This window comes from Agromyces aurantiacus (genome assembly GCF_016907355.1).
GTDB classification, from domain to species: Bacteria; Actinomycetota; Actinomycetes; order Actinomycetales; family Microbacteriaceae; genus Agromyces; species Agromyces aurantiacus.
Window position 1 is genome coordinate 3,317,008 of record NZ_JAFBBW010000001.1, and the last position, 24,006, is coordinate 3,341,013.

Consider the following 24,006-nt stretch of genomic DNA (forward strand, 5'->3'; position numbering starts at 1 on the left):
CGCTCGACGCGGCGAACGGGCCGTCCCCTCGGGGGCGGCCCGTTCCGCGTCTGCCGGCAGTCGGGTCTCAGCGGCCGCCGGGGCGCGACGCGCGGGCGAGCAGCACCGCGCGCTCGCGCTCGTTGGCCGTGAGACGCGCCGCCTCCGCGAACGCCGCGCGCGCGTCATCCGCTCGCCCGACCCGCTCGAGCAGCTCGGCGCGCACGCCGTGCAGCGGGTGGTAGCGCGCGAGCCGCCCGTCGGCGGCGAGCTCGTCGACCAGCGCGAGGCCCGCCTCGGGGCCGTCGGCCATCGACACGGCGACGGCCCGGTTCAGCTCGACCACGGGCGAGGGCGCCGCGCGGCCGAGCGCCTCGTAGAGCGCGACGATGCTCGCCCAGTCGGTGTCGTCGACGGATGCCGCGACGTCGTGCTGCTCGGCGATCGCCGCCTGCAGCGCATACGCGCCTCGGCCGCGGCCGAGCGCGTCGGCGCGCGCGAGCGCCGCGCGGCCCCGTGTGATCGCCGATCGGTCCCATCGGCGCCGGTCCTGGTCGGCCAGCAGCACCGGGTCGCCCGCGGCGTCGACCCGCGCGGGGAATCGCGCCGCGGTGAGCTCCATGAGCGCGACGAGCCCGTGCACCTCGGGCTCGCGCGGCACGAGCGCCGCGAGCACGCGCGCGAGCCGGAGCGCCTCGCGGCTGAGCTCGGGGCGCATGAGGTCGGGTCCGGCGGAGGCGGAATGCCCCTCGTTGAAGATCAGGTAGAGCACCCCGAGCACGGTGCCGAGCCGCTCGGGGAACTCCGAGCGCGGCGGCACCTCGAAGGGCACGCCGGCCGCGCCGAGGGTCTTCTTCGCGCGCACGATGCGCTGCTGGACGGTCGCGACCGGGGTGAGGAACGCGCGCGCGATCTCCTCGGTCGTGAGGCCCCCGACAACGCGCAGCGTCAGCGCCACGCGCGCCTCGCGCGAGAGCACCGGGTGGCACGACACGAACACGAGCCGGAGCACGTCGTCGTCGATCGCGTCGGGGTCGTACGGCAGCCCGCCCGCGGCATCCGTCGCCTCGGCCTGCTCGCGTTCGAGGTCGTGCGCGATCGCGGCGAGCCGGTCGTCGTAGCGCTCGCGGCGGCGCCATCCGTCGATCGCCCGGCGCTTGGCGACCGCGGTCAGCCAGGCGCCGGGGTTCGACGGGATGCCGGAGGCCGGCCATTGCGCGAGGGCCTCGGCGAGCGCGTCCTGCGCGAGGTCCTCGGCGAGCGCGAAGTCGCCGACCGTGCGCGTGAGCGTCGCGACGATGCGGGCGGACTCGATGCGCCACACGGCGGCGACGGCGCGCCGGGCGGACTCGGGATCGGCCGGGCGCGCCGCTGCGCCATCCGTCACGTCGTCGCTCACGCGCGGGTGCGGCCCATCATGCCGCAGCGCCCGTCATGCCTTGGCGGCCCGCTGCGCCTGCTCCTCGCGCCATCCGGCCTCCTTCTGGATCCACTCGTTGTCCTGCGGGAAGTCCTCGATCTCGGTGACGCGGCGCACCTCGAGCTTGGAGCCCGGGCCGAGGGGGCAGCGCTTGGCCCACTCGGCGGCCTCCTCCTTCGACGCGACCTCGAGGATCCAGAAGCCGTTGAAGAGCTCCTTGGTCTCGCCGTAGGGCCCGTCGGTGACGAGCGGCGGCTCGGCCGAGAAGTCGACGACGAATCCGTCGCTCGCGTCGGTGAGGCCCTCGCCGGCAAGCAGCACGCCGGCCTTCATCATCTCCTCGTTGTAGCGGCCCATCGCCTCGATGACCTGCTCGAACGGCATGTCCTGGTAGGCCGCGACGGCCTCGTCGCTGGCCCGCATGATCAGCATGTACTTCGCCATGGTGGTTCGCTCCTCGCGTTCGGGGTCGCCCTTCGACCCTCTCACTGATCACGTCGAACGGGAAGCGGCCCGATCGACACGCCGGTCCGTTTCTGCGGATATCCGATCCGGCGCGCCGGGATCCGGCCCAGCTTCGCCGCGTGCCGGATCGTATATCCGCAGGTCTGAACGAGCGTATGGCGCGACGAGCGTATGGCGCGACGAGCGGATGGCGCGGCGAGCGGATGGCGCGGCGAGCGGATGGCGCGGCGCCGGCGCCGCCGCTCAGATCCCGAGCGTCGCGCCCGCGGCGCGGATCGCGTCGGCCGAGGCGGCGAGCAGCGCCTCCTCGTCGGCGGACATCGGCGTCTCGACGACCGCGGCCGCGCCGTCACCGCCGACGACGCTCGGCAGCGAGAGCGCGACCCCCTCGATGCCGCGCACGCCCGAGAGCACGGTGCTGACCGGCAGTACGGCGCGCTCGTCGCGCAGCACGGCTTCGACGATGCGCGCGCCCGTGAGCCCGATCGCGTAGTTCGTCGCGCCCTTGCCGCGGATCACGGTGTAGGCCGCGTTGCGCACCTCGTGCGCGATCGCGTCGAGCTCGCCGCGCGCGAAGGGCTCGCCGCCGCGCCAGTCGAGGATCGGCACCGGCCCGATGCGCGCGTTGGACCAGAGCGGGAACTCGGTGTCGCCGTGCTCACCCACGATGTCGGCGTGCACGCTCGCGGTCGTGACGCCGGCGCGCTCGGCGAGCAGCCACCGAAGACGCGACGTGTCGAGCACGGTGCCCGAGCCGAACACCCGCTCGGGCGGCAGCCCGCTGATGCGCTGCGCCGCGAGCGTGAGCACGTCGACGGGGTTGGTCACGAGCACGTAGATCGCGTCGGGCGCGCGCTCGAGGAGGCCCGGCAACAGCCGCTCGAGGATGCCGACGTTCGTTCCGGCGAGCTCCATGCGGCTCTGACCGGGCTGCTGCTTCGCCCCGGCGGTGATCACGACGACGTGCGAGCCCGTGACCACATCGAGGTCGGCGCCGCCGCTCACACTCGAGCGCGTGAACTGCGTGCCGTGCGCGAGGTCGAGCACCTCGGCGTCGACCTTCTCGCGCGCGATGTCGTAGAGCGCGACCTGCGACGCCGACTCCCGGATGAGCGCGGCGTACGCGAGGCTCGTGCCGACGCTCCCCGCTCCGATGATCGACAGCTTCGAGTTCTCGACGACGCCCATGCGGCCATCCTGCCAGCCCTCGTCCGTCGCCGCCCGTCAGCGGACGGGTTCGGCGGGCCGAGCGGGGGTCGGCGCGCGCCGCGCCCGCAGTGCCCCGACCGCCCGCAGCAGCCCGTCGCGGACCGGCTGGGCGCGATCGGCGAGCGCGATCCGCATCACCAGGCCGGATGTCCCGGCGAGCCGCTTCGTCGGGCGCACGCGTTCCGCGTCGTACCGGGCCAGCGCCTCGTCGACCGGCAGCGCGTCGAGGAGTCCGGCGAGGGTGACGGCGTCGACGATCGCCTCGCAGCCGCCCCGGCCGAGGTTGGGCGTCATGGCGTGCGCGGCGTCGCCGACGAGCACGGTGCGGCCGCGCACGTAGCTGCGCAACCGGGGGCCCGTGATGATGCGCTGTGCGAGCGTGCGGTCGGGGTCGGCCTCGTCCAGGACGCGGGCGATCGATGGCAGGATGTCGCGCGATCCGGTTCGCGCCTCGTCGAGCGCAGCCCGGACGTCGACCTCCCGCGGGCCCAGGTTGGAGCGGAACGAGGTGTACCAGTTCGTGCCGTCGCGGTGGGGTCCGATCCCGTACAGCCGACCTCGGCCCCAGTACTCCCCCCACTCCTCGCTCGGCGTCTCGTGCGGCAGCACGCCGCGGACGGCGAGGTAGGGCGTGGTGACGGCCGCGGCCGCGTCGCCCCACGCGGCACGTCGCACCGCGCTGTGCACGCCGTCGGCACCCACGACGACGTCGGCGGAGAACGCCGGGTCGTCGGGGTCGAATCGCTCGACGTGGCGGACGACGCGTTCGACGGAGTCGGGGACGGCCGCGTCGAGCGCGCCGAGCAGGTCGCGCCGGCCGGCGAGCACCGACGTCGGCACCTCGGAGACCACGCGGTCGCGCCCGTCAGCGCGCGCGATCGGGAAGCGGTCGATCGAGGGGCTGACGGCCGCGAGCCCCTCGAAGGCGCCCAGTCGCCGGAGCGCCGCCTCGGCGGTGGGCCAGATGGCGAGGCTCGTGCCCGTGACGGGCAGTCCGGGCCGGCGCTCGATGAGCGTGACGTGCCGACCGGCGGGCTCGAGGGCCGCGGCGAGCGCGAGCCCGGCGATGCCGCCGCCCACGATGGTGATCCGTTGCATGGTGCCGATGCTATTACATTTGTAGTGATCGGACAACTACTTCTGTAGTTAGATTGCTAGGCTCGACGCATGCCCGACCGACGCACCACCCTCGCTGACACCGCGCTCGCGCTCGTCGCCGAGCACGGCGTGAAGGCGCTCACGCACCGCGCCGTGGATGCCGCCGCGGCGGTGCCGCCCGGCACGACCTCCAATCACTTCCGCACCCGCCGCGCGCTCCTCGATGCCGTCGCCGACCGCCTCGAGGCGCGCGATCTCGCCCTCTGGGAGGCCGACGCCGACGCGGCGCCCCCGGGGACGCCCGACGAACTCGCGGAGCGGCTCGCCCGCTATCTCGAGATCTTCGCGACCTCCCAGGCCGAGCTCACTCGCGCGCGGTTCGCGTTCTCGATCGCCGAACCCGAGGCGGTCGTCGCTGGGCACGGGCGGTTCATGGTCGTCGCCGAGCGGATGGTGGAGGCCGCCGGCGTCGACGATGCGCCCGCCCGCGCCCGCTGGCTCGCCGACTACTGCGACGGCATGCTCCTCCACCAGGTCACCGCGCGACGAGGCGAGCCCGTGGACGAGGCATCGCACCGCGCCGCCCTCCGCCGCCTGCTCGACTGAGCAGGACTGGAACTCGCCGGCCCCCGCCCGGCGTGCGTCACCGGCGAGCCGGCGCCTTGACCATCGCGGCTACTGCCATTAGCCTTTCAGCTATGCACAACACCCTCCTCTGGCTCGGAGTCCGAGATGCCTAGGGCCGGCCTGTCCCGCGACGAGGTCGTGCGGCTCGCCCTCCGACTGGTCGACGAGGGCGGGCCGCAGGGCTTCGACGAGCTCACCCTCGCCCGCGTCGCCTCGGCGGCGGGCGTCGCGACCCCCAGCCTCTACAAGCACGTGCCCTCCATCGCCGCCCTGCGGCGGGACGTCGCGATCGTGTGCACGCGCGGGTTCGCCGACGCGCTCACGTCCGCGAGCATCGGTCGGTCCGAGGCCGACGCGCTGCGTTCCATCGCGGTCGCCATGCGCGAGTTCGCCCTCGCGAACCCCGGCCGGTACGCCGCCGTGCAGGGCGCTCCCGATCCCGACGATCCTGACGACCTCGAGCTGCGTGCCGAGGCCGAGCGCGCGGTCGCGATCATCGCGGCCGTACTGCGCGGATTCGGCCTCTCGGAGCCGCGCGCCATCGATGCGGTGCGCGCCGCACGGTCGGCGCTGCACGGCTTCGTCTCGATCGAGCTCGCGGGCGGCTTCCGGCTCCCCGACGACCTCGATCGCAGCTACGACACGCTCATCGAACTGCTCATCCAGGGCTTCCGCGGCCTCTCCGCCACGCCCGCGCCTCCCGCATCGTCCACCCCCGCGCACTGAGAGGACCTCCCGCCATGACGACCACCGGACCCACCACGGCACCCCGCGCCGACGCCGACCACGGCATCCGCACCGACGACGAGGCCCCCGCCGCGCGCATCCCGTCCACGACCATGGCACGCTGGACCGCGACGGCCTTCGCCGCGGCCGGGGTGCTCTGGATGCTCTTCCCGCTGCTGCGCCCGTGGGCCGACAAGGCCCTGCCGGTTCCGCCCGACCTCGCCGCGGCCTGGGCCTCCGACGCGTGGGTGGTCGCGCACCTCTGCGGCATCGCCGCCCTCGGCCTGCTCGCGCCCGCGTTGCTCGGCCTGCGCAGCGTCCTCGCCGCCCGGCCGGGAGGCCGCGGATCGGCCCCGGCCGGCTGGGCCACCGGGTTCGCGTGGGTCGGCGCGGCAGGTGCCTCGCTGTACTACGGGGCCGAGATCTTCGGCATCCGCACCGTCGCCGAGGCGGCCCTGCGCCGTGGCGACGCGAGCCTGCTCGACGAGGTGCTGGTGCTGCGCGAGCAGCCCGTCGCCGTCGTGCTGTTCGGCGTCGGGCTGCTGCTGGTCGGCGCGGCCGGCGTGCTCGCTGCCGTCGCGCTGCTCCGTGCCCGCGTCCCGTGGGCGTGGGCGGGTCTCGTCTTCGCCGCGGGACTCGCCCTGGTGCTGCCGCAGTTCTTCGGTGGCCCCGAGCTGCGCATCGCGCACGGCATCCTGTTCGGGCTCGGATGCCTCGTCGTCGCCGTCGCGGTCGGCCGCCTGGGAACCCGGGCCCGCTGACCGAACGCCCGCGAGGGCGGCGACGCGACGAGGAAGGGCGCGGATCCCACGATCCGCGCCCGTCCTCACGTCACCGCGGCGACGTCACTCCCACTCGATGGTGCCCGGCGGCTTCGACGTGACGTCGAGCACCACGCGGTTGACCTCGCGCACCTCGTTCGTGATGCGGTTCGAGATCTTGGCGAGCACGTCGTAGGGCAGGCGGGTCCAGTCGGCGGTCATCGCATCCTCCGACGAGACCGGGCGCAGCACGATCGGGTGCCCGTAGGTGCGGCCGTCGCCCTGCACGCCCACCGAGCGCACGTCGGCGAGCAGCACGACCGGGCACTGCCAGATCTCGTGGTCGAGCCCGGCGGCGGTCAGCTCGGCGCGCGCGATGGCGTCGGCCTCGCGCAGCACCTCGAGCCGGTCGCGCGTGACCTCTCCGACGATGCGGATGCCCAGGCCCGGGCCGGGGAACGGCTGGCGCCCCACAATCGCCTCGGGCAGGCCGAGCTCGCGGCCGATCGCGCGCACCTCGTCCTTGAACAGGGTGCGCAGCGGCTCGACGAGCTCGAACTGGAGGTCTTCGGGCAGGCCGCCGACGTTGTGGTGGCTCTTGATGTTCGCGGTGCCGGCGCCGCCGCCCGACTCGACCACGTCGGGGTAGAGCGTGCCCTGCACGAGGAACCGGATCGGCTGGCCGTCGGCCTCGGCCTCGGCGACGAGGTCGCGCTCGGCGCGCTCGAACGCGCGGATGAACTCGCGCCCGATGATCTTGCGCTTCTCCTCGGGGTCGGTGACCCCCGCGAGCGCGTCGAGGAACGTGTCGACCGCGTCGACGGTGACCAGGCGGATGCCGGTGGCCGCGACGTAGTCCTCCTCGACCTGGCGGCGCTCGTCCTTGCGGAGCAGGCCGTGGTCGACGAAGACGCAGACGAGCTGGTCGCCGACGGCCTCGTGCACGATCGCGGCCGCGACCGCCGAGTCGACGCCGCCCGAGAGGCCCGCGATGACCCGGCCGGAGCCGACCTGCTCGCGGATGCGCGCGACCTGCTCGGCGATGACGTTGCCCGAGTTCCAGTCGGCGGGGATCCCCGCCGCGCGGTGCAGGAAGTTCTCGATGACGTCCTGGCCGAACGGCGAGTGCTTGACCTCGGGGTGCCATTGCACGCCGTAGAAGCCCTGCTCGTCGTTCGCGAACGCCGCGACCGGAGTGGTCGCCGTGGAGGCGAGCACCTCGAACCCGTCGGGCGCGACCGCGACCGAGTCGCCGTGGCTCATCCACACCGTCTGGTGCTCGGGCTGGCCGCCGAGCAGCGAGTTGCCGTCGTCGCTGCGCACGGTCACGGAGGTCGAGCCGTACTCGCGGTGGCCGGTGTGGGCGACCTCGCCGCCGAGCTGCTGCGCCATGACCTGGAAGCCGTAGCAGATCCCGAGCGTCGGCACGCCGAGCTCGAGGATGCCGGGATCGAGGGCGGGCGCGCCGTCCTCGTACACCGACGAGGGACCGCCCGAGAGAACGATGCCCACCGGGTCCTTCGCGCGCACCTCCTCGGCGGTGATCGTGTGCGGCACGATCTCGGAGTAGACGGATGCCTCGCGCACGCGTCGTGCGATCAGCTGCGCGTACTGCGCGCCGAAGTCGACGACGAGCACCGGGCGCTGCTGGGTCTCGCTCACTGGGCGGCCTCCACGGACTCGGACTCGGACTCGGGGGGTGCGGACGCGGCATCCGCTTCACGCTTCGCCAGGTACGCGCGCACCTCGCGCCCGATGCGGGCCTCGAGGATGAAGGAGAGGAACGGCACGATGCCGCCCGACGCCAGCAGGAGCAGGCGCCAGAACGGCCAGCGCATGAGGCTCCAGAGGCGGAAGTTGCTGAACAGGTACACGACGTAGAACCAGCCGTGCGCGATCAGGATGCCCGTCGAGAGGTTCACGCCGGTGCCGGTCGACTCGACCCCCTCGGGCGTCTCGACGACGGGCTCGAACGCGAGCAGGCCGTTGGCGCCGAAGGCGAACAGCTCGAGGTGCCACACGTACTTCAGCAGCATCTCGGTGCACAGCAGCAGCAGCATGACGCCCGTGATGACCGAGCAGACCATGTAGAACTTCAGGGCCCCGCGGATGCGCGGGAAATCAGCCGGTTTGGGCTCGAGGGGCATGGCGTCCAGTCTACGTGGCGGGCGGCTGGGCGATGTCCGAGACGGATGGCGCGAGCCGCCGCGTCACGCCCCGACGAGTTCGCGCGGCACGACGAAGACGTCGACGAGCGCGCCGCCACGCCAGAGCGTCATCTCGACCTCGCGGTCGATCGCGTCCTCGACCATCAGCCGCTGGATCGAGGTCGCCGTGACGATGCCCGTGCCGTCGAGGCTGACCGCGATGTCGCCCGGCCGGATGTTCGCCGCCTCGGCGGGGCTTCCGGGTACGACCGCCGTCACCTGGAGGCCGGTGGTCGATCCGATGCGCGCCGCGAGCTCGGGGGCGAGCCGCACCTGCGCGCCGGCGATGCCGAGCCACGCGCGCCGGACCCGTCCGTGGACCACGAGCGCGTCGATGATCGCCCGGGTGGCGGGGTTGATGGGCACCGCGAGCCCGAGTCCGACCCCCGCGACCGCGGTGTTCACGCCGACCATGCGACCGCGGCCGTCGGCGAGCGCGCCGCCGCTGTTGCCGGGGTTCAGCGCGGCATCCGTCTGGATCACCTCGTCGACGACGCGCCCGGCCGACGTCGGCAGCGACCGCCCGAGGTTCGAGACGATGCCGGCCGTCACGCTGCCCGCCAGGCCGAGCGGAGTGCCGAGCGCGACCACGAGCTGGCCGACCCGCAACTCGCGGGCGTCGCCGAGCGGCACGGGCGCCGGGACCGGACCGCGGGCGCTCAGCACCGCGAGGTCGGAGAGCGGATCGCGGCCCACGACCTCGGCCTCGACCGACGTGCCGTCGCCGAACGCGGCCTCTGCGCGATCGGCGCCCGCGACCACGTGCGCGCTCGTGAGCAGCACCCCGTCGGCCGAGATCACGCTCGCGCTGCCCGTGCCCTGCCCGCGGCGGGATCGCACGGCCAGGCTCGCCATGCTCGGGAGCAGGTCGTGCGCGACGCGCGTGACCACCCGGGAGTACGCGTCCAGCGGGTCGTCGACGAGGTCGTCGGCGCTCACGTCGTCGGTGCGGTCGTCGTCGTTCACACCGGCATCCTCACCCCGCGGACGAGGGCCGGGGGCGGAGTTCGCCGCGGGCGGAACGAGGCGGGCGGTACGGCGCCTCAGCCGCGCGACGGTTCGCCGCCGCCGGCCGGGGCCGCCCCGGCCGTCGCGCGCTCGGCCGCGAGCTCGGCCTCCTCGCGCTCGCGCTGCACCGCGTCCTTGACGAGCCTGTACCAGACGTACACGGCGAACCCGGCGAAGACGACCCACTCGATCGCGTAGAACACGTTCAGCCAGTTCAGCTGCGCCTCCTGCTCGGGCGGCGGAGAGGCGATCGCCTCGAGCCCCGCGACGGGATCGGCCGCCGTGACGTAGCCGAAGTACACGGGACGATCGTCGTAGTCGGCCCAGACGTTGACGAGGTGGGCCACCGCGACCGTCGTCATCGCGTTCGGGTCGCCGTCCTCGTCGGGCACCACGGGCGCCTCGCTCGGCAGGAATCGGCCGACGACCTCGACCTCTCCACCGCTGCGGGCGCCGGCATCGACCTCGGCGAGCGCGTCGCGGGCCGTGCGCTCGTCGGGCGTCCAGCCGAGCGCGACGGGCAGGCCGCCGCGCGCGGCATCCGTCACCTCGAGGTGGGCGACCACCCACCATCCGGTGACGCCGTCGTTCAGTCGGCCCTGCACGAGCACGGTGTCGCCGGGCACGAACGTGCCGCGCACCGCGACGCGCTGCCCGGTCGCGGCCTGCTCGGTCGGTCCGTCGGGCTGCGCGACGTCGGCCAGGGGACGGACCTGCTCGGTGGGCCGCTCGACGACGGTGGCCTCCTCGACGGCGCGGCCGACCTGCCACTGCGCGAGGACGGCGAACCCCGCCGCGACCCCGAGGGCGGCGAGCAGGGCGAGCACCCACCGCGGGCGCAGCATCATCCGGAGCATGTCGCCCAGATTCTATCCGCGCGGGATGCGGGCTCCCTGCGAGCGACCGACGCTCAGTCGACCTGCACGATGTCGGGCGCCTCCAGCCGCACGCGGTCGGCGGACTCGTCGTCGGGCTGCTCCTGCGACGCGCGCTCGGCCGCGACCCGCTGCAGGTACCGCTCGACCTCGAGCGCCTCGCGATCGGCATCCCAGCCGAGCACGCCGGCCATGAGCCTCGCCGCGACCGGGGCCGCCGAGACGCCGCGGTCCCACGCCTCGATCGAGATGCGGGTGCGCCTCGCGAGCACGTCGTCGAGGTGCAGCGCGCCCTCGTGCGACGCCGCGTAGACGACCTCGGCGCCGAGGTAGTCGTCGGCGCCGGGCAGCGGCTCGCCGAGCTCGGGGTTCTCGCGGATCAGGTCGAGCAGTTCGTCGGTCATCGTGCCGTAGCGGTTCAGGAGGTGCTCGATGCGCACCTTGTGCACGCCGAACGCGCGCGCGATCTTGCCGCGCTTGTTCCACGCCGCCTGGTAGCCCTCCGCACCGAGCAGGGGGATGTCCTGCGTGGTCGAGGGCGGCACCCGACCGTCGAGCGCGTCGGCCGCGGCGTCGATCGCATCCTTCGCCATGACGCGGTAGGTCGTCCACTTCCCACCCGCGACCACGACGAGGCCGGGCACGGTGTGCGCGACGACGTGCTCGCGCGAGAGCTTCGAGGTCGACTCGCTCTCGCCCGCGAGCAGCGGCCGGAGCCCGGCGAAGACGCCCTCGACGTCCTCCCGGGTGAGCGGGATCGCCATCACGGCGTTGACGTGCTCGAGCAGGTAGTCGATGTCGGCCGCGGTCGCGGCGGGGTGCGCCTTGTCCAGGTTCCAGTCGGTGTCGGTCGTGCCGATGAGCCAGTGCCGGCCCCACGGGATCACGAACAGCACGCTCTTCTCGGTGCGGAAGATCATGCCCATGGCCGACTGGATGCGGTCGCGCGGCACGACGAGGTGGATGCCCTTCGACGCGCGCACCTTGAACGTGCCGCGCTCGCCGACCATGCGCTGCGTGTCGTCCGTCCACACGCCTGTCGCGTTCACGACCTGCTTCGCGCGCACCTCGAAGTGCTCGTCGGTCTGCAGGTCGTGCGCCTTCACGCCGACGACGCGCTCGCCGACCTTGACGAACCCCTCGACCTTGACCCGGCTCGCGACGTGCGCGCCGTAGAACGACGCCGTGCGGGCGAGGGATGCCACGTACCGGGCGTCGTCGACCTGCGCGTCGTAGTAGGTGAGGCCACCGACGAGCGCATCCTGCGACAGCGACGGGATCGCCCGGTGGACCTGCCGCTTCGACAGGTGGCGGTGGTGCGGCACGCCCGGAGGGCGCCCGCCCGTGTAGCTGAAGATGTCGTAGAGCAGCATGCCCGCGCCGATGTAGACCCGCTCGAACACGCGCTTCTTCAGCGGGTAGAGGAACCGCACGGGCTTCACGAGGTGCGGCGCGATGCGCTGCAGCAGCAGGCCGCGTTCGATGAGGGCCTCACGGACGAGCCGGAAGTCGAGCTGCTCGAGGTATCGGATGCCGCCGTGCACGAGCTTCGACGACCGGCTCGACGTGCCCGACGCCCAGTCGCGCGCCTCGAGCAGTCCGGTCGAGAGCCCCCGGGTCACGGCGTCGAGCGCCGCACCCGTGCCGACGATCCCGCCGCCGACGACCAGGATGTCGAGCTCCTTCTCCTTGAGCCGGGCGATCGCCGCCGTCCGCTCCTCGGGTCCGAGCTTGGTCGAACGCGTCACCGACTTCAGTCTCGCCATCGTCGCTCCCCATCCCCGGGCGGACCGCAGCGGAACCGCCCGTCGGGTCAACGCTACCCGAGCGGCACGCACCGGCACCATGGAACCCGCTGGGGGTCGACCGAGGATCAGGTGGACTGGTACGGCGCGACGACGACCTCGACGCGCTGGAACTCCTTGAGGTCGGAGTAGCCCGTGGTCGCCATCGACTTGCGCAGTGCCCCCACGAGGTTGGCGGTTCCGTCGGCGGCGGGTGCCGGGCCGTAGAAGATCTCCTCGAGCGGCGCGACCTGGCCGACCTGCACGCGCTCGCCGCGCGGCAGCTTGGCGTGATGCGACTCGGCGCCCCAGTGCCATCCGCCGCCCGGCGCGTCGGTCGCGCGCGCGAGCGCCGCGCCGAGCATGACCGCGTCGGCGCCGCACGCGATCGCCTTGACGATGTCGCCCGACTTGCCGACGCCGCCGTCGGCGATGACGTGCACGTACCGGCCGCCCGACTCGTCGAGGTAGTCGCGGCGCGCGCCCGCGACATCCGCCACGGCCGTCGCCATGGGCGCGTGGATGCCGAGCGTGGCGCGCGTGGTCGACGCGGCGCCCCCGCCGAAGCCGACGAGCACGCCCGCCGCGCCCGTGCGCATGAGGTGGAGGGCGGCCGTGTAGGTGGCCGCGCCGCCGACGATCACGGGCACGTCGAGCTCGTAGATGAACTTCTTGAGGTTCAGCGGCTCCTGGTTCTTCGAGACGTGCTCGGCCGACACGGTGGTGCCGCGGATCACGAACAGGTCGACGCCGGCCGCGACGACGGTCTCATAGAGCTCCTGCGTGCGCTGCGGCGAGAGCGCGCCCGCGACCGTGACGCCCGCCGCGCGGATCTCGGCGAGGCGCGCCGTCACGAGGTCGGGCTTGATCGGCTCGGCGTAGAGCTCCTGCATGCGCGCGGTCGCGCGGTCGTCGGCGAGGTTGCGGATCTCGGCGAGCACGGGCTCGGGATCCTCGTACCGGGTCCAGAGGCCCTCGAGGTCGAGCACGCCGAGGCCCCCGAGCTGGCCCATCATGATCGCCGTGCGCGGCGAGACCACCGAGTCCATCGGGGCGGCGAGGAACGGGATGTCGAACTGGTACGCGTCGATGCCCCACGACACCGAGACATCCTCGGGGTCGCGCGTGCGCCGGCTCGGCACGATCGCGATGTCGTCGAACGCGTAGACGCGGCGGCCCCGCTTGGAACGGCCGATCTCGATCTCCTGGGTCACCCGTCAACCCTACCGAGCGCGTGCGACGCGCGCCTCGTCGAACACCGGGGCGTCCGACTCGACGACCTCGCCGTCGGACCGGAACACGAGGAACCGGTCGAACGAGCGCGTGAACCAGCGGTCGTGCGTGACCGCGAGCACCGTGCCGTCGAACCGCGTGAGCGCGTCCTCGAGCGCCTCGGCCGAGACGAGGTCGAGGTTGTCCGTCGGCTCGTCGAGCAGCAGCAGCGTCGCGCCCGAGAGCTCGAGCAGCAGGATCTGCAGGCGCGCCTGCTGCCCGCCCGAGAGGTCGTCGAAACGCTGCAGTGCCGACCCCGCGAGGCCGTACCGGTCGAGCGCCGAGCTCGCGGCCTCGCGCGCCATGCCCTCGCGGTTCGCGTCGCCGTGGTGCAGGATCTCGAGCAGCGTGCGGCCGCGCAGGCCGGGCACCTCGTGGCCCTGGGCGAACCAGCCGGGCACGATGCGAGCGCCGAGCACCGCCGAGCCCTCGTGCGGGATGCGCGCGAGCGTCGCGCCGACCTCGGTCACGTGGCCTTTGGCCCGGTCGGGGTCGGTGCCGCCGCCCGCGAGCAGCCGCAGGAAGTGCGACTTGCCCGAGCCGTTCGAGCCGAGCACCGCGACCCGGTCGCCGTACCACACCTCGAGGTCGAACGGCTTCATCAGGCCCGTGAGCTCGAGCCGCTCGCACACGACTGCTCGCTTGCCCGTGCGCGATCCGCGCAGCCGCATCGACACCGCCTGGGCCGGCGGACGCTCCTCGGGCGGGCCGGCCTCCTCGAACTTCCGCAGGCGCGTGAGCGCCGCCTGGTATCGCGAGGCCATGGCGTCGTTGTACGTCGCCTTGACCTTGAGGTTCTGCGCGAGCTGCTTCAGCTGCGCGTGCTGCTCGTCCCAGCGGCGGCGCAGCTCGTCGAGCCGCGCGAACCGCTCCTCGCGCGCCGCGTGGTACCCGCGGAAGCTCCCGCCGTGCACCCACGCCGTGCTGCCGGCGCCGCCCGCCTCGAGCGTCACGATGCGGTCGGCCGCGCGCGCGAGCAGCTCGCGATCGTGCGAGACCAGCAGCACCGTCTTCGGCGTCGTGCGCAGCTGCTGCTCGAGCCATCGCTTGCCGGGCACGTCGAGCGAGTTGTCGGGCTCGTCGAGCAGCAGCACCTGCTCGGGCCCGCGCAGCAGCGCCTCGAGCGCGAGCCGCTTCTGCTCGCCGCCCGAGAGCGTGGAGAGCTCGCGCCACTTGGCGCGCTCGAACGGCACGCCGAGCGCCGCAATGGTGCAGTGGTCCCAGACCACCTCCTGGTCGTAGCCGCCGGCCTCGGCGTACTCGGCGAGCGCCGACGCGTACCGCATCTGCGCGGCCGTGTCATCCGTCTCGATCAGGGCGTTCTCGGCCTGCTCGAGCTCGATCGCCGCGGCACGCACGCGGGCCGGGGCGACCGAGACGAGCAGGCCGTGCACCGTGCGGTCGACGCCCTCGACGACCTCGCCGCGGCCGACGAACTGGTCCATGACGCCGAGCCCGCCGTCGACCTGCACGCTGCCCTCGTCGGGGCGCAGGTCGCCGCGGATGATGCGCAGCAGCGTGGTCTTGCCGGCGCCGTTCTGGCCGATGAGGGCGGTCGTGCGTCCCTCCGTGACGCGGAAGGCGAGGTCGGCGAGCAGCGGCCGGCCGTCGGGCAGCGAGAAGCAGACGCCGTTGACGTCGATGAAACCCATGGGTGTGCGATCCGTTCCGTTCGCGGCGTCGGCCGCGGCGCCCGATGGGCAGCCGACCAGACTACACAGCCGGATGCCGCGCCGCGAGGCCCCGCGACATCCGACCCCCGGACGGGTGTCGCCGCGGCCGCTCGTGGGGCAGGCTGGAGGCATGCACCGCGTCGCCGCCGACCCGATCGACCTGCTCCGCACCCGAACGAGCGCCAAGTGGCGCCGCTACGAGCCCGACGTGCTGCCGCTGCCCGTCGCCGAGATGGACTACCCACTCGCCGAGCCGATCGCCGAGGCGCTGCACGCGGCGATCCGGCGCTCCGACACGGGCTACAACTCGGGCAGCCTCCCGGTCGCCGAGGCGTTCGCCGGGTTCGCCGCCGCGCGCCTGGGGTGGGAGCCCGATCCGGCCCGGGTCACCTGCACCGCCGACGTGAGCATGGGCATCGTCGAGGTGCTCCGCCGGGTCGTCCGGCCGGGCGAGGGCGTCGTCATCGACCCGCCGATCTACCCGCCGTTCTTCGATCTCGTCACCGAGGCCGGCGGCGTCGTCGTCGAGGTGCCGCTCGCGGGCGGCATCGACGAGGGCTGGTCGCTCGACCTGCCCGGCATCGAGGCCGCGTTCGCCGGCGGGGCGCGCGCCATGGTGCTCTGCAACCCGCACAACCCGGTCGGGCTGGTGCACGCGCGCGAGCATCTCGCGGCGCTGGCCGAGCTCGCCGAGCGGTACGGCGTCACGATCGTGTCCGACGAGGTGCACGGCCCGCTCTCGCAGCCCGAGTCGCCGTACGTGCCGTTCCTGACCGTGTCCGACGCCGCGCGCGAGCACGGCGTGACCGTCACGGCGGCCACCAAGGCGTTCAACCTCGCGGGGCTCAAGGCCGCCATGATCCTCACCGCGAGCGAGCGCGGCGACGCCGTTCGGGCGTCGTTCCCGTACGAGGTCGAGTGGCGGATGGGACAGTTCGGCTCGATCGCGTCCGTCGCCGCGTTCCGCCACGGCGCCTACTGGCTCGACGGCGTGCTCGCCTCGATCGACGACAACCGCAGGCTGCTCGTCGACCTGCTGGCCGACCTGCTGCCGGGCGTGCGGTACCGGATGCCGCAGGCGAGCTACCTGGCCTGGCTCGACCTCTCCGCGCTCGGCTGGGGCGACGACCCCGCCGAGCGCGCCCTCCGCGAGGCTCGCGTCGCGCTCGCGCCGGGTCCCGGCTTCGGCCGCGAGGCCGGACGCGGGCACGCGCGGCTGAACCTCGCCTGCTCGCCCGAGGTGCTCTCGGAGGCGATCACGCGCATCGCGGACGCCCGCGAGCGCCCGACGGTGGTCGAGTAGCACCGGCCGCAGGCCGGCGCGCATCGAGACCGGCTACCGCGTGTAATTCGGCGCCTCGACGACGAACTGCACGTCGTGCGGGTGCGACTCCTTCAGTCCGGCGGGCGTGATCCGCACGAACCGGCCCTTGCGCTTGAGCTCCTCGATCGTGCGCGCGCCGACGTAGAACATCGACTGCCGCAGCCCGCCGACCAGCTGGTACGCGACGGCGGACACCGGGCCGCGATACGGCACCTGGCCCTCGATGCCCTCGGGGATCAGCTTGTCGTCGCTCGGCACATCGGCCTGGAAGTAGCGGTCCTTCGAGTACGACGTCTTCTTGCCGCGCGTCTGGAGCGCGCCGAGCGAGCCCATGCCGCGGTACGCCTTGTACTGCTTCCCGTTCTGGAAGACGAGGTCGCCCGGGCTCTCGGCGGTGCCGGCGAGCAGCGAGCCGAGCATGACGGTGTCGGCGCCCGCGACGAGCGCCTTCGCGATGTCGCCCGAGTACTGCAGGCCGCCGTCGGCGATGAGCGGCACGCCGGCCGGCTTCGTGGCCTTCGACGCCTCGTACACGGCCGTGATCTGCGGCACGCCCACGCCCGCGACCACGCGCGTGGTGCAGATCGAGCCGGGGCCCACGCCCACCTTCACGGCGTCGGCGCCCGCGTCGACGAGCGCCTTCGCGCCCTCGTACGTGGCGACGTTGCCGCCGATCACGTCGATGTGCGCGAACGTGGGGTTGGCCTTCAGGCGGCGGATGACGTCGAGCACGCCGGCCGACTCGCCGTTCGCGGTGTCGACCACGAGCACGTCGACGCCCGCGTCGCGCAGGGCCTCGGCACGCTCCCACGCGTCGCCGAAGAAGCCCATGGCCGCGCCGACGCGCAGACGGCCCTCGGCATCCTTCGTCGCGTTCGGGTACTGCTCGGACTTGTCGAAGTCCTTGACCGTGATCAGGCCGGTCAGTCGCCCCTGGTCGTCGACGAGGGGCAGCTTCTCGACCTTGTGCTGCGCGAAGATCGCGACGGCCTCGTCGGGGTCCATGCCGACGCGGCCGGTGATGAGCGGCATCTTCGTCATGACGTCGGCGACCTTCGTGGTCGGCTTCTCGAAGTCGGAGACGAAGCGCATGTCGCGGTTCGTGATGATGCCGACGAGGATGCCCTCGGCGTCGACCACGGGCAGGCCCGAGACCCGGTACGTCGCGCACAGCTGGTCGACCTCGGCCACGGAGGCATCCGGGGTCGTCGTCACCGGGTTGGAGACCATGCCCGACTCGCTGCGCTTGACGCGGTCGACCATCTCGGCCTGCTCGGCGATCGAGAGGTTGCGGTGCAGGATGCCGATGCCGCCCTGACGCGCCATGGCGATGGCCATGCGGGCCTCGGTCACGGTGTCCATCGCGGCCGAGAGCAGGGGCGTCGCCACCGTGATGCGTCGCGTCAGGCGCGAACTGGTGTCAGCCTCGCTCGGGATCACGTCGGTGTGCCCCGGCAGCAGGAGGACGTCGTCGTACGTGAGTCCCGTGAATCCGAACGGATCGGCCTGATCCATGTCGCCCCTTCGTATCGAGTCGTGCTCGAACGCCCGCGCACCGCGGATCGCGGGGCACGACGCGTCGACGCGGTGGTACAGAGAGTTTAAGCGAGTTTGCGCGCCCGGCATTCCCCGGATAACAATCGAGGGCCGTTTGTGAGCCGTGGCGAAACACATGGGACATAATCGGCACGTACTGTCGACGACGTCGTCGTCAGGAAGCCGGACCCGACCTCACCCCAGGTCGGCTCTTTGGAGGTGCAGTGGAACCCACGCGAACAGTCCCCACACGATCTCGCGGGAGGTGGCTCCTCCTCTTCGGACTCCTCGTCTCCGCACTCACTCTGTCCGGCATCGCAGCGTCCCCTGCGTTGGCGGACGAAGGGGGTACGGCGACGCCGAGCCCGACGGCGGAGGAGTACGAGTACTTCTTCAGCGGCAACGTCAAGTACAACGACGAGCCGCTCGAGGGCGTCGAGATCTCGGTCGAGGGCAACGGATTCGAAGCGTCCACCGAGACCGACGCCGATGGGCGTTGGACGATCGGCGTGCCCGAGAAGGCGACGTACGAGGTCACCCTCAATGAGGACACCCTCCCCGAGGGCGTCGTCGTGGCCGAGGGCAAGAACACGGTCGAGGCCGAGTTCGGGCTGACGAGCCGCAAGGCCGTCAACTTCTTCCTCGGCGAGGGCCAACGGGTCACGACCGACATCGGCGCCCAGGTGCTGATCCGGGTGGTCAACGGCCTGAACTTCGGCCTGCTGCTCGCGCTCGCCGCGATCGGCCTGTCGCTCATCTTCGGCACCACCGGGCTCTCCAACTTCGCCCACGCCGAGATGATCACGTTCGGCGCGTTGATGATGCTGACCTTCGGTGTCGATCTCGCGTTGCCCGTCTGGCTCGCGCTGATCATCGCGCTGGTGCTGTCCGCCGCATTCGGCTGGACGCTCGACGCGGCGATCTGGAAACCGCTGCGGCGACGCGGGGTGGCGCTCATCCCGCTGATGATCGTCAGCATCGGTCTCTCGCTCGCGGTCCGGTACACGTACCAGTTCTTCTACGGCGGTGCGACGCGCCAGTTGCCCGGAGCCACGCTCCCCTCCGACATCCGCATCGGGCCGATCGCGCTCTCGTGGATCGACATCGTGAGCATGGCGACGGCCATCGTGGTGCTGCTCGCGGTCGCGTACTTCCTGCTGCGCACCCGCATCGGCAAGGCCACGCGCGCGGTCTCCGACAACGCGCCGCTCGCCGCGGCCAGCGGCATCGACGTCGACCGCGTCATCCGCATCGTCTGGGTGCTCGGCGGCGCGCTCGCGGGCCTCTCGGGCATCCTCTGGGCGTACTTCCGTCCCGGCGTCAGCTGGGACATGGGCTTCCAGATCCTGCTGCTCGTCTTCGCGGCCGTCACGCTGGGCGGTCTCGGCACCGCGTTCGGCGCACTCGTCGGCTCGCTCATCGTGGGCCTGTTCGTCGAGCTGTCCACCCTGTGGCTGCCGAGCGACATGAAGTACGTCGGCGCGCTCGTCGTGCTGATCCTCGTGCTGCTGTTCCGACCGCAGGGCATCCTGGGTCGCCGAGAGAGAATCGGTTAAGGAGCGAACATCATGATCGATTTCCTCGCAATCCTGGGCAACGCGGCGCAGCAGATCATCAGCCCGACGACGGCGGCGTACGCGCTCGCCGCGCTCGGCCTGGCGATCCACTTCGGGTACACCGGCCTGCTGAACTTCGGCCAGGCGGGCTTCATGGCCATCGGCGCCTACGGGTACGCCATCTCGACGCTGTCGTTCGGCTTCCCGGTCTGGGCCGCGGTGCTCGTCGGCATCGGCGCGTCGATCGTCTTCGCGCTGATCCTCGGCATCCCGACGCTCCGGCTCCGGGCCGACTACCTCGCCATCGTGACCATCGCGGCGGCCGAGATCGTCCGGCTCGTGTTCACCACGAACACCTTCGAGGACGTGACGGGGTCGGCGAGCGGCCTGCAGGGCTACAAGGGCGGCTTCGCCGCACTGAACCCGATCCCCGACGGCACCTACGGGTTCGGCCCGTGGGTCTACAACGCCTACGACTGGTGGATCCGGATCGTCGGGTGGACCCTCGTGATCCTCGCGGCGCTCGTCACGTGGCTGCTCATGCGCAGCCCGTGGGGTCGCGTCATCAAGGGCATCCGCGAAGACGAGGACGCCGTGCGCGCGCTCGGCAAGAACGTCTACTCGTACAAGATGCAGAGCCTCATCCTCGGTGGCGTCTACGGCACCCTCGCCGGCATGGTCTTCATCATGCCGCGCGCGGTCGTGCCGGCGAACTACCAGACGTCGCTGACCTTCTTCATCTACGCGATCCTGCTGCTCGGCGGCGCCGCGACGATCTTCGGGCCCATCGTCGGCTCGATGATCTTCTGGGTGCTCATCTCGTTCTTCTCGGGCTTCGTCGCCCGCGGGGTCGAGGCCGGCTGGTTCCCGTTCATGACCCAGGTGCAGGCGGGCCAGCTCACGTTCATCCTCGTGGGCGTCGGCATCATGCTGCTCGTGGTCTTCAGGCCGCAGGGCATCTTCGGCAACAAGAAGGAGTTGGCCTTTGTCCGATAACGTCACTCCCGCGACGAAGCCGGTGAAGACCACCGGCCTCCACGTCGGCGACGCCGTTCCGGGCGTCAAGAAGGTCGACCCGATCCTCGTCGCCGACGGCGTCAAGCGCACGTTCGGCGGCCTCACGGCCGTCGACGTCGCCCACGTCGAGATCCCGCGCGGCGCCATCACGGCCCTCATCGGCCCGAACGGCGCCGGCAAGACCACGTTCTTCAACCTGCTCACGGGCTTCGACAAGCCCGACGAGGGCACGTGGGAGTTCGACGGTCGCTCGCTCGCGCACGTGCCGGCCTACCGGGTCGCGCGCATGGGACTCATCCGCACCTTCCAGCTGACCAAGGCGCTGGGCCTGCTCACCGTGCTCGACAACATGAAGCTCGGTGCGACGGGCCAGTCGGGCGAGAACCTGTTCCGCTCGGTGCTGCCGTTCCTCTGGCGCAAGCAGGAGGACGAGATCGAGGCCAAGGCGAAGGACCTGCTCACGCGCTTCAAGCTCGACGCCAAGCAGGACGACTACGCGGCGAGCCTCTCCGGCGGCCAGCGCAAGCTGCTCGAGATGGCGCGGGCGCTCATGAGCGACCCGACCCTCGTGATGCTCGACGAGCCCATGGCGGGCGTGAACCCGGCGCTCACCCAGTCGCTGCTCGACCACATCCTCGACCTGAAGGCCCAGGGCATGACGGTCCTCTTCGTCGAGCACGACATGCACATGGTGCGCCACATCGCCGACTGGGTGGTCGTGATGGCGGAGGGCAAGATCGTGGCCGAGGGCGACCCGCACACGGTCATGCAGGACCAGGCCGTGATCGACGCCTACCTCGGGGCCCACCACGACACCGATCTCGGCGCGACCGACACCGGCCACGTCGAAGCCATGAAGGAGCTCATCGATGACGAACAGTGAATCCGCGGCCGCCGAGCCGGCCGGCGGCACGGCCCTCGCGCCCGAGGCCGACGCGGTCATCGACGTCAGGAACGTGACCGCCGGCTACCTGCCCGGCGTGAACATCCTGAACGGCTGCTCGCTGGTCGCCCGCCAGGGCGAGCTGATCGGCATCATCGGCCCCAACGGCGCCGGCAAGTCGACGCTCCTGAAGGCGATCTTCGGCCTGGTGCGCGTCCGCGAGGGCGGCATCCACCTGCAGGGCGAGGAGATCACGAACCTCAAGGCGAACAAGCTCGTCGCCAAGGGGGTGGGGTTCGTCCCGCAGACGAACAACGTGTTCCCGTCGCTGACCATCCAGGAGAACCTCGAGATGGGCATCTTCCAGAAGCCCAGGGATCTCAAGCACCGACTGGAGTTCGTGGTCGACATCTTCCCCGAGCTCGGCAAGCGCCTCGGCCAGCGGGCCGGTTCGCTCTCGGGCGGCGAGCGCCAGATGGTGGCCATGTCGCGAGCGCTCATGATGGGACCGCACGTGCTGCTGCTCGACGAGCCGTCGGCCGGCCTCTCGCCGGTCCGGCAGGATGAGGCGTTCCTGCGGGTCAAGGAGATCAACCGCGCGGGCGTGACGACCATCATGGTCGAGCAGAACGCGCGGCGCTGCCTGCAGATCTGCGACCGCGGCTACGTGCTCGACCAGGGCCGCGACGCCTACGAGGGCACCGGGCGCGAGCTGCTCAACGACCCGAAGGTGATCGGCCTGTACCTGGGCACGCTCGGCCAGGACTAGCACGCACGACGCGAAGGGGTGGGATGCCGCGGCATCCCACCCCTTCATCGTGCCCGCCGCGAACGCGCGGAACCCGGGGGCCGCGTCGGCCGCGGTACGTTCGTCTGCGGTCCTTCCAGACTGCGCCGGGGCGCGCGATCGGGTAGGAGCGGGCGCACGCCTGCGCAGTGGGGGGCGGGGCCCCGGGCCGGCGTGAGGCCGGGACGCCTGCGCAGGGGCGCGCGGCGGGATGGCGGGGATGCACCGCCGTCGCCCGCTGCGGCGCCTCGAGGGTGCGTCGATCGATCCGCCTGCCCGGACGGTCGAGTCCGGCGAAGTGGGGCGCACCCGGCTGACCTGCGACCGGTGACGGGCATCCGGGCGTCGTGAGGCTCCCCTCCGCGACCGGACGACGAGGGACCCACGAGCGGACGCGTGGGGCGTGCCGCCCCGCGCACGCGAAAGGGCCCCGGCCGAAGCCGGGGCCCATCCTGCGCGTCAGCGACTAGTTGATGCGCTCGTAGGTGTTGTCGTCGCCGTACTCGTAGATGCCGATGGTGGCCTCGGTCGGGTCGCCGTTCTCGTCGAGCGTGATGGGGCCCGACGCACCGTCGTAGTCGACCTGCTTGCCCTCGGCGAGGAGCGCGGCGGCGTCGGCGAAGGTCGTGACCTTCTCGCCGTCGCCCGATCCACCGGAGACCTGCTGGAGGTACGCGCCGATGTCGGTGCCCTCGGTGCTGTTGGCCGCGTAGGCCGCCATCGCGATGAGCATCAGGGCGTCGTACGACTCGGGGCCGTAGCTGAAGTCGGCGAGCGTGTCGTCGACCCCGAGCAGGCGCTCGCGGAAGTCGTCGGCGAGCTTCGGCCCGGGCAGCGTGCCCTTGGCGCCGGCGATGAGGCCGGGCGCGAAGTCGGCGCTGTAGTCGGCCAGGTTGCCGTCGACGAAGTAGAGCTGGTCGCCGGGGTAGCCCGAGCCGACGAGCGCCGGAACGACGACCTTCGCCTCGTCGAACGTGATGACCGCGACCGCGTCGGGGTTCGCCGCGTTGATCGCCGCCAGCTGCGAGTCGAAGTTCGAGTCGCCGGTGTTGAAGAGCTCCTGCGCGACGACCTCGCCGCCGGCCTCCTCGAACGCCTTCGTCGTGAACTCCGCCAGACCGGTGCCGTACGGGTCGTTCAGCACCAGCAGGCCGAGCGTGGAGGCGCCGTCCTCGGCGATGAGGTTGCCGAGCACCTCGCCCTGGAGCTTGTCGGACGGAGCCGTGCGGAAGTACAGGCCGTTGTCGTCGTAGTCCGTGAAGTCGGGCGACGTGTTCGCCGGCGAGAACTGGACCACGCCCGCGGCGGTGATCTGGTCGATGACCGTGAACGACACGCCCGAGGACGCGGCGCCGATGATGGCCGAGACGTCCTGCGAGAGGAGGTCGGTCACCGAGACGGTCGCGATGTCGGTCGTGGTGTCGCCGGAGTCGCGGTAGACGACCTCGACCTGGATGCCGGCGTCGGCCTCGTTGATCTCCTGCGCGGCGAGTGCCACGCCGGCCTCCTCGGGCGGGCCGAGGAAGGCGAGCGTGCCGCTCTGCGGCAGGATGGTGCCGACCTTCAGGGTGAGGTCGCGCTCACCGGCCTCGATGGGCTGGGCGTCGCCGGTGTCGGCGGGCTCCTCCGACTCGGCCGGGGCATTCCCGCCCGTGCTGCACGCGGTGAGGAGGAGGGCGGACACGCCGGCGATGGCGATGCCCGTCCAGGCCGCGCGAGCCGAGCGCGAGGCGGTTGCCTTCGCGAATACGCTCATGTTGCTCCTTGGGACTGAAGGATCGGTACACAGATGCAGCGTC

At 72.2% G+C, this 24,006-nt stretch carries 21 protein-coding genes; 8 read left to right on the plus strand and 13 right to left on the minus strand.

What is annotated here, in order from left to right; genetic code table 11:
* Positions 1–67: 67 nt before the first annotated feature.
* From JOD46_RS15630 to JOD46_RS15645, 4 genes are all read right to left on the minus strand, one after another.
* A complete protein-coding gene (locus tag JOD46_RS15630) occupies positions 68–1,378 on the minus strand; it encodes an RNA polymerase sigma factor (RefSeq protein ID WP_307835067.1) in 1,311 nt (436 codons plus the stop codon).
* 33 nt (positions 1,379–1,411) lie between these two features.
* A complete protein-coding gene (locus tag JOD46_RS15635; protein ID WP_204395413.1) occupies positions 1,412–1,843 on the minus strand; it encodes a YciI family protein in 432 nt (143 codons plus the stop codon).
* 264 nt (positions 1,844–2,107) lie between these two features.
* A complete protein-coding gene (locus tag JOD46_RS15640; RefSeq protein WP_204395414.1) occupies positions 2,108–3,052 on the minus strand; it encodes an L-lactate dehydrogenase in 945 nt (314 codons plus the stop codon).
* A gap of 36 nt (positions 3,053–3,088) precedes the next feature.
* Entirely contained in the window at positions 3,089–4,171 is a 1,083-nt protein-coding gene (locus JOD46_RS15645; RefSeq protein ID WP_204395415.1) for an FAD-dependent monooxygenase, read from the minus strand.
* Between the two features lie 69 nt (positions 4,172–4,240).
* Between JOD46_RS15645 and JOD46_RS15650 the strand changes: the two genes are divergently transcribed.
* From JOD46_RS15650 to JOD46_RS15660, 3 genes are all read left to right on the plus strand, one after another.
* Entirely contained in the window at positions 4,241–4,777 is a 537-nt protein-coding gene (locus tag JOD46_RS15650; protein WP_204395416.1) for a TetR/AcrR family transcriptional regulator, read from the plus strand.
* A 126-nt stretch (positions 4,778–4,903) separates the two neighbouring features.
* A complete protein-coding gene (locus tag JOD46_RS15655; protein WP_204395417.1) occupies positions 4,904–5,524 on the plus strand; it encodes a TetR/AcrR family transcriptional regulator in 621 nt (206 codons plus the stop codon).
* A 14-nt stretch (positions 5,525–5,538) separates the two neighbouring features.
* Positions 5,539–6,285: a hypothetical protein gene (locus tag JOD46_RS15660; protein ID WP_204395418.1), complete on the plus strand. Its 747-nt coding sequence runs from the start codon at positions 5,539–5,541 to the stop codon at positions 6,283–6,285.
* A gap of 84 nt (positions 6,286–6,369) precedes the next feature.
* Here JOD46_RS15660 and guaA read toward each other — a convergent pair whose 3' ends face one another.
* The 7 genes from guaA to JOD46_RS15695 all read right to left on the minus strand — a co-directional run bounded on the left by guaA (position 6,370) and on the right by JOD46_RS15695 (position 15,083).
* Positions 6,370–7,947: a glutamine-hydrolyzing GMP synthase gene (gene guaA, locus JOD46_RS15665; protein WP_204395419.1), complete on the minus strand. Its 1,578-nt coding sequence runs from the start codon at positions 7,945–7,947 to the stop codon at positions 6,370–6,372.
* The gene (locus JOD46_RS15670; protein ID WP_204395420.1) at positions 7,944–8,432 is read right to left on the minus strand and encodes a DUF3817 domain-containing protein; all 489 of its coding nucleotides are present in this window, start codon (positions 8,430–8,432) and stop codon (positions 7,944–7,946) included. Before JOD46_RS15670 ends, guaA begins: the two co-directional genes overlap by 4 nt.
* 63 nt (positions 8,433–8,495) lie before the next feature.
* Positions 8,496–9,458 carry a S1C family serine protease gene (locus JOD46_RS15675; RefSeq protein WP_307835068.1) on the minus strand — a complete coding sequence of 321 codons (963 nt, stop codon included), beginning with the start codon at positions 9,456–9,458 and terminating at the stop codon, positions 8,496–8,498.
* Between the two features lie 77 nt (positions 9,459–9,535).
* Positions 9,536–10,357 (minus strand): SURF1 family protein, encoded by an 822-nt coding sequence (locus JOD46_RS15680; protein ID WP_204395421.1) that lies wholly within the window; start codon positions 10,355–10,357, stop codon positions 9,536–9,538.
* A gap of 53 nt (positions 10,358–10,410) precedes the next feature.
* Positions 10,411–12,141, minus strand: a complete 1,731-nt coding sequence (locus JOD46_RS15685; RefSeq protein ID WP_204395422.1) for a glycerol-3-phosphate dehydrogenase/oxidase — start codon at positions 12,139–12,141, stop codon at positions 10,411–10,413.
* A gap of 107 nt (positions 12,142–12,248) precedes the next feature.
* The gene (locus tag JOD46_RS15690; protein WP_204395423.1) at positions 12,249–13,373 is read right to left on the minus strand and encodes a GuaB3 family IMP dehydrogenase-related protein; all 1,125 of its coding nucleotides are present in this window, start codon (positions 13,371–13,373) and stop codon (positions 12,249–12,251) included.
* Positions 13,374–13,382: 9 nt separating this feature from the next.
* Positions 13,383–15,083, minus strand: coding sequence for an ABC-F family ATP-binding cassette domain-containing protein (locus JOD46_RS15695; RefSeq protein ID WP_204395424.1), 1,701 nt, complete (start codon positions 15,081–15,083; stop codon positions 13,383–13,385).
* 151 nt (positions 15,084–15,234) lie between these two features.
* On the opposite strand from JOD46_RS15695, the gene JOD46_RS15700 reads away from it, so the two are divergent.
* Positions 15,235–16,407 carry a MalY/PatB family protein gene (locus JOD46_RS15700; protein ID WP_204395425.1) on the plus strand — a complete coding sequence of 391 codons (1,173 nt, stop codon included), beginning with the start codon at positions 15,235–15,237 and terminating at the stop codon, positions 16,405–16,407.
* A gap of 33 nt (positions 16,408–16,440) precedes the next feature.
* On the opposite strand, the gene guaB is transcribed toward JOD46_RS15700, so the two are convergent.
* Positions 16,441–17,943, minus strand: coding sequence for an IMP dehydrogenase (gene guaB, locus JOD46_RS15705; RefSeq protein ID WP_204395426.1), 1,503 nt, complete (start codon positions 17,941–17,943; stop codon positions 16,441–16,443).
* 245 nt (positions 17,944–18,188) lie between these two features.
* On the opposite strand from guaB, the gene JOD46_RS15710 reads away from it, so the two are divergent.
* From JOD46_RS15710 to JOD46_RS15725, 4 genes are read left to right on the plus strand one after another with little or no spacing between them, the layout of a single operon-like run.
* Complete coding sequence (locus JOD46_RS15710; protein WP_204395427.1) at positions 18,189–19,520, plus strand: ABC transporter permease subunit; 1,332 nt, start codon at positions 18,189–18,191, stop codon at positions 19,518–19,520.
* A 15-nt stretch (positions 19,521–19,535) separates the two neighbouring features.
* Positions 19,536–20,516 (plus strand): branched-chain amino acid ABC transporter permease, encoded by a 981-nt coding sequence (locus JOD46_RS15715; RefSeq protein ID WP_204396757.1) that lies wholly within the window; start codon positions 19,536–19,538, stop codon positions 20,514–20,516.
* A complete protein-coding gene (locus tag JOD46_RS15720) occupies positions 20,506–21,420 on the plus strand; it encodes an ABC transporter ATP-binding protein (protein WP_204395428.1) in 915 nt (304 codons plus the stop codon). Before JOD46_RS15715 ends, JOD46_RS15720 begins: the two co-directional genes overlap by 11 nt.
* A complete protein-coding gene (locus tag JOD46_RS15725) occupies positions 21,407–22,189 on the plus strand; it encodes an ABC transporter ATP-binding protein (RefSeq protein WP_204395429.1) in 783 nt (260 codons plus the stop codon). The genes JOD46_RS15720 and JOD46_RS15725 overlap by 14 nt, the downstream gene beginning before the upstream one ends.
* Positions 22,190–22,673: 484 nt before the next feature.
* Here JOD46_RS15725 and JOD46_RS15730 read toward each other — a convergent pair whose 3' ends face one another.
* On the minus strand, positions 22,674–23,963 hold the full coding sequence (locus tag JOD46_RS15730) for an ABC transporter substrate-binding protein (protein ID WP_204395430.1): 1,290 nt from the start codon (positions 23,961–23,963) through the stop codon (positions 22,674–22,676).
* Between the last annotated feature and the right edge of the window lie 43 nt (positions 23,964–24,006).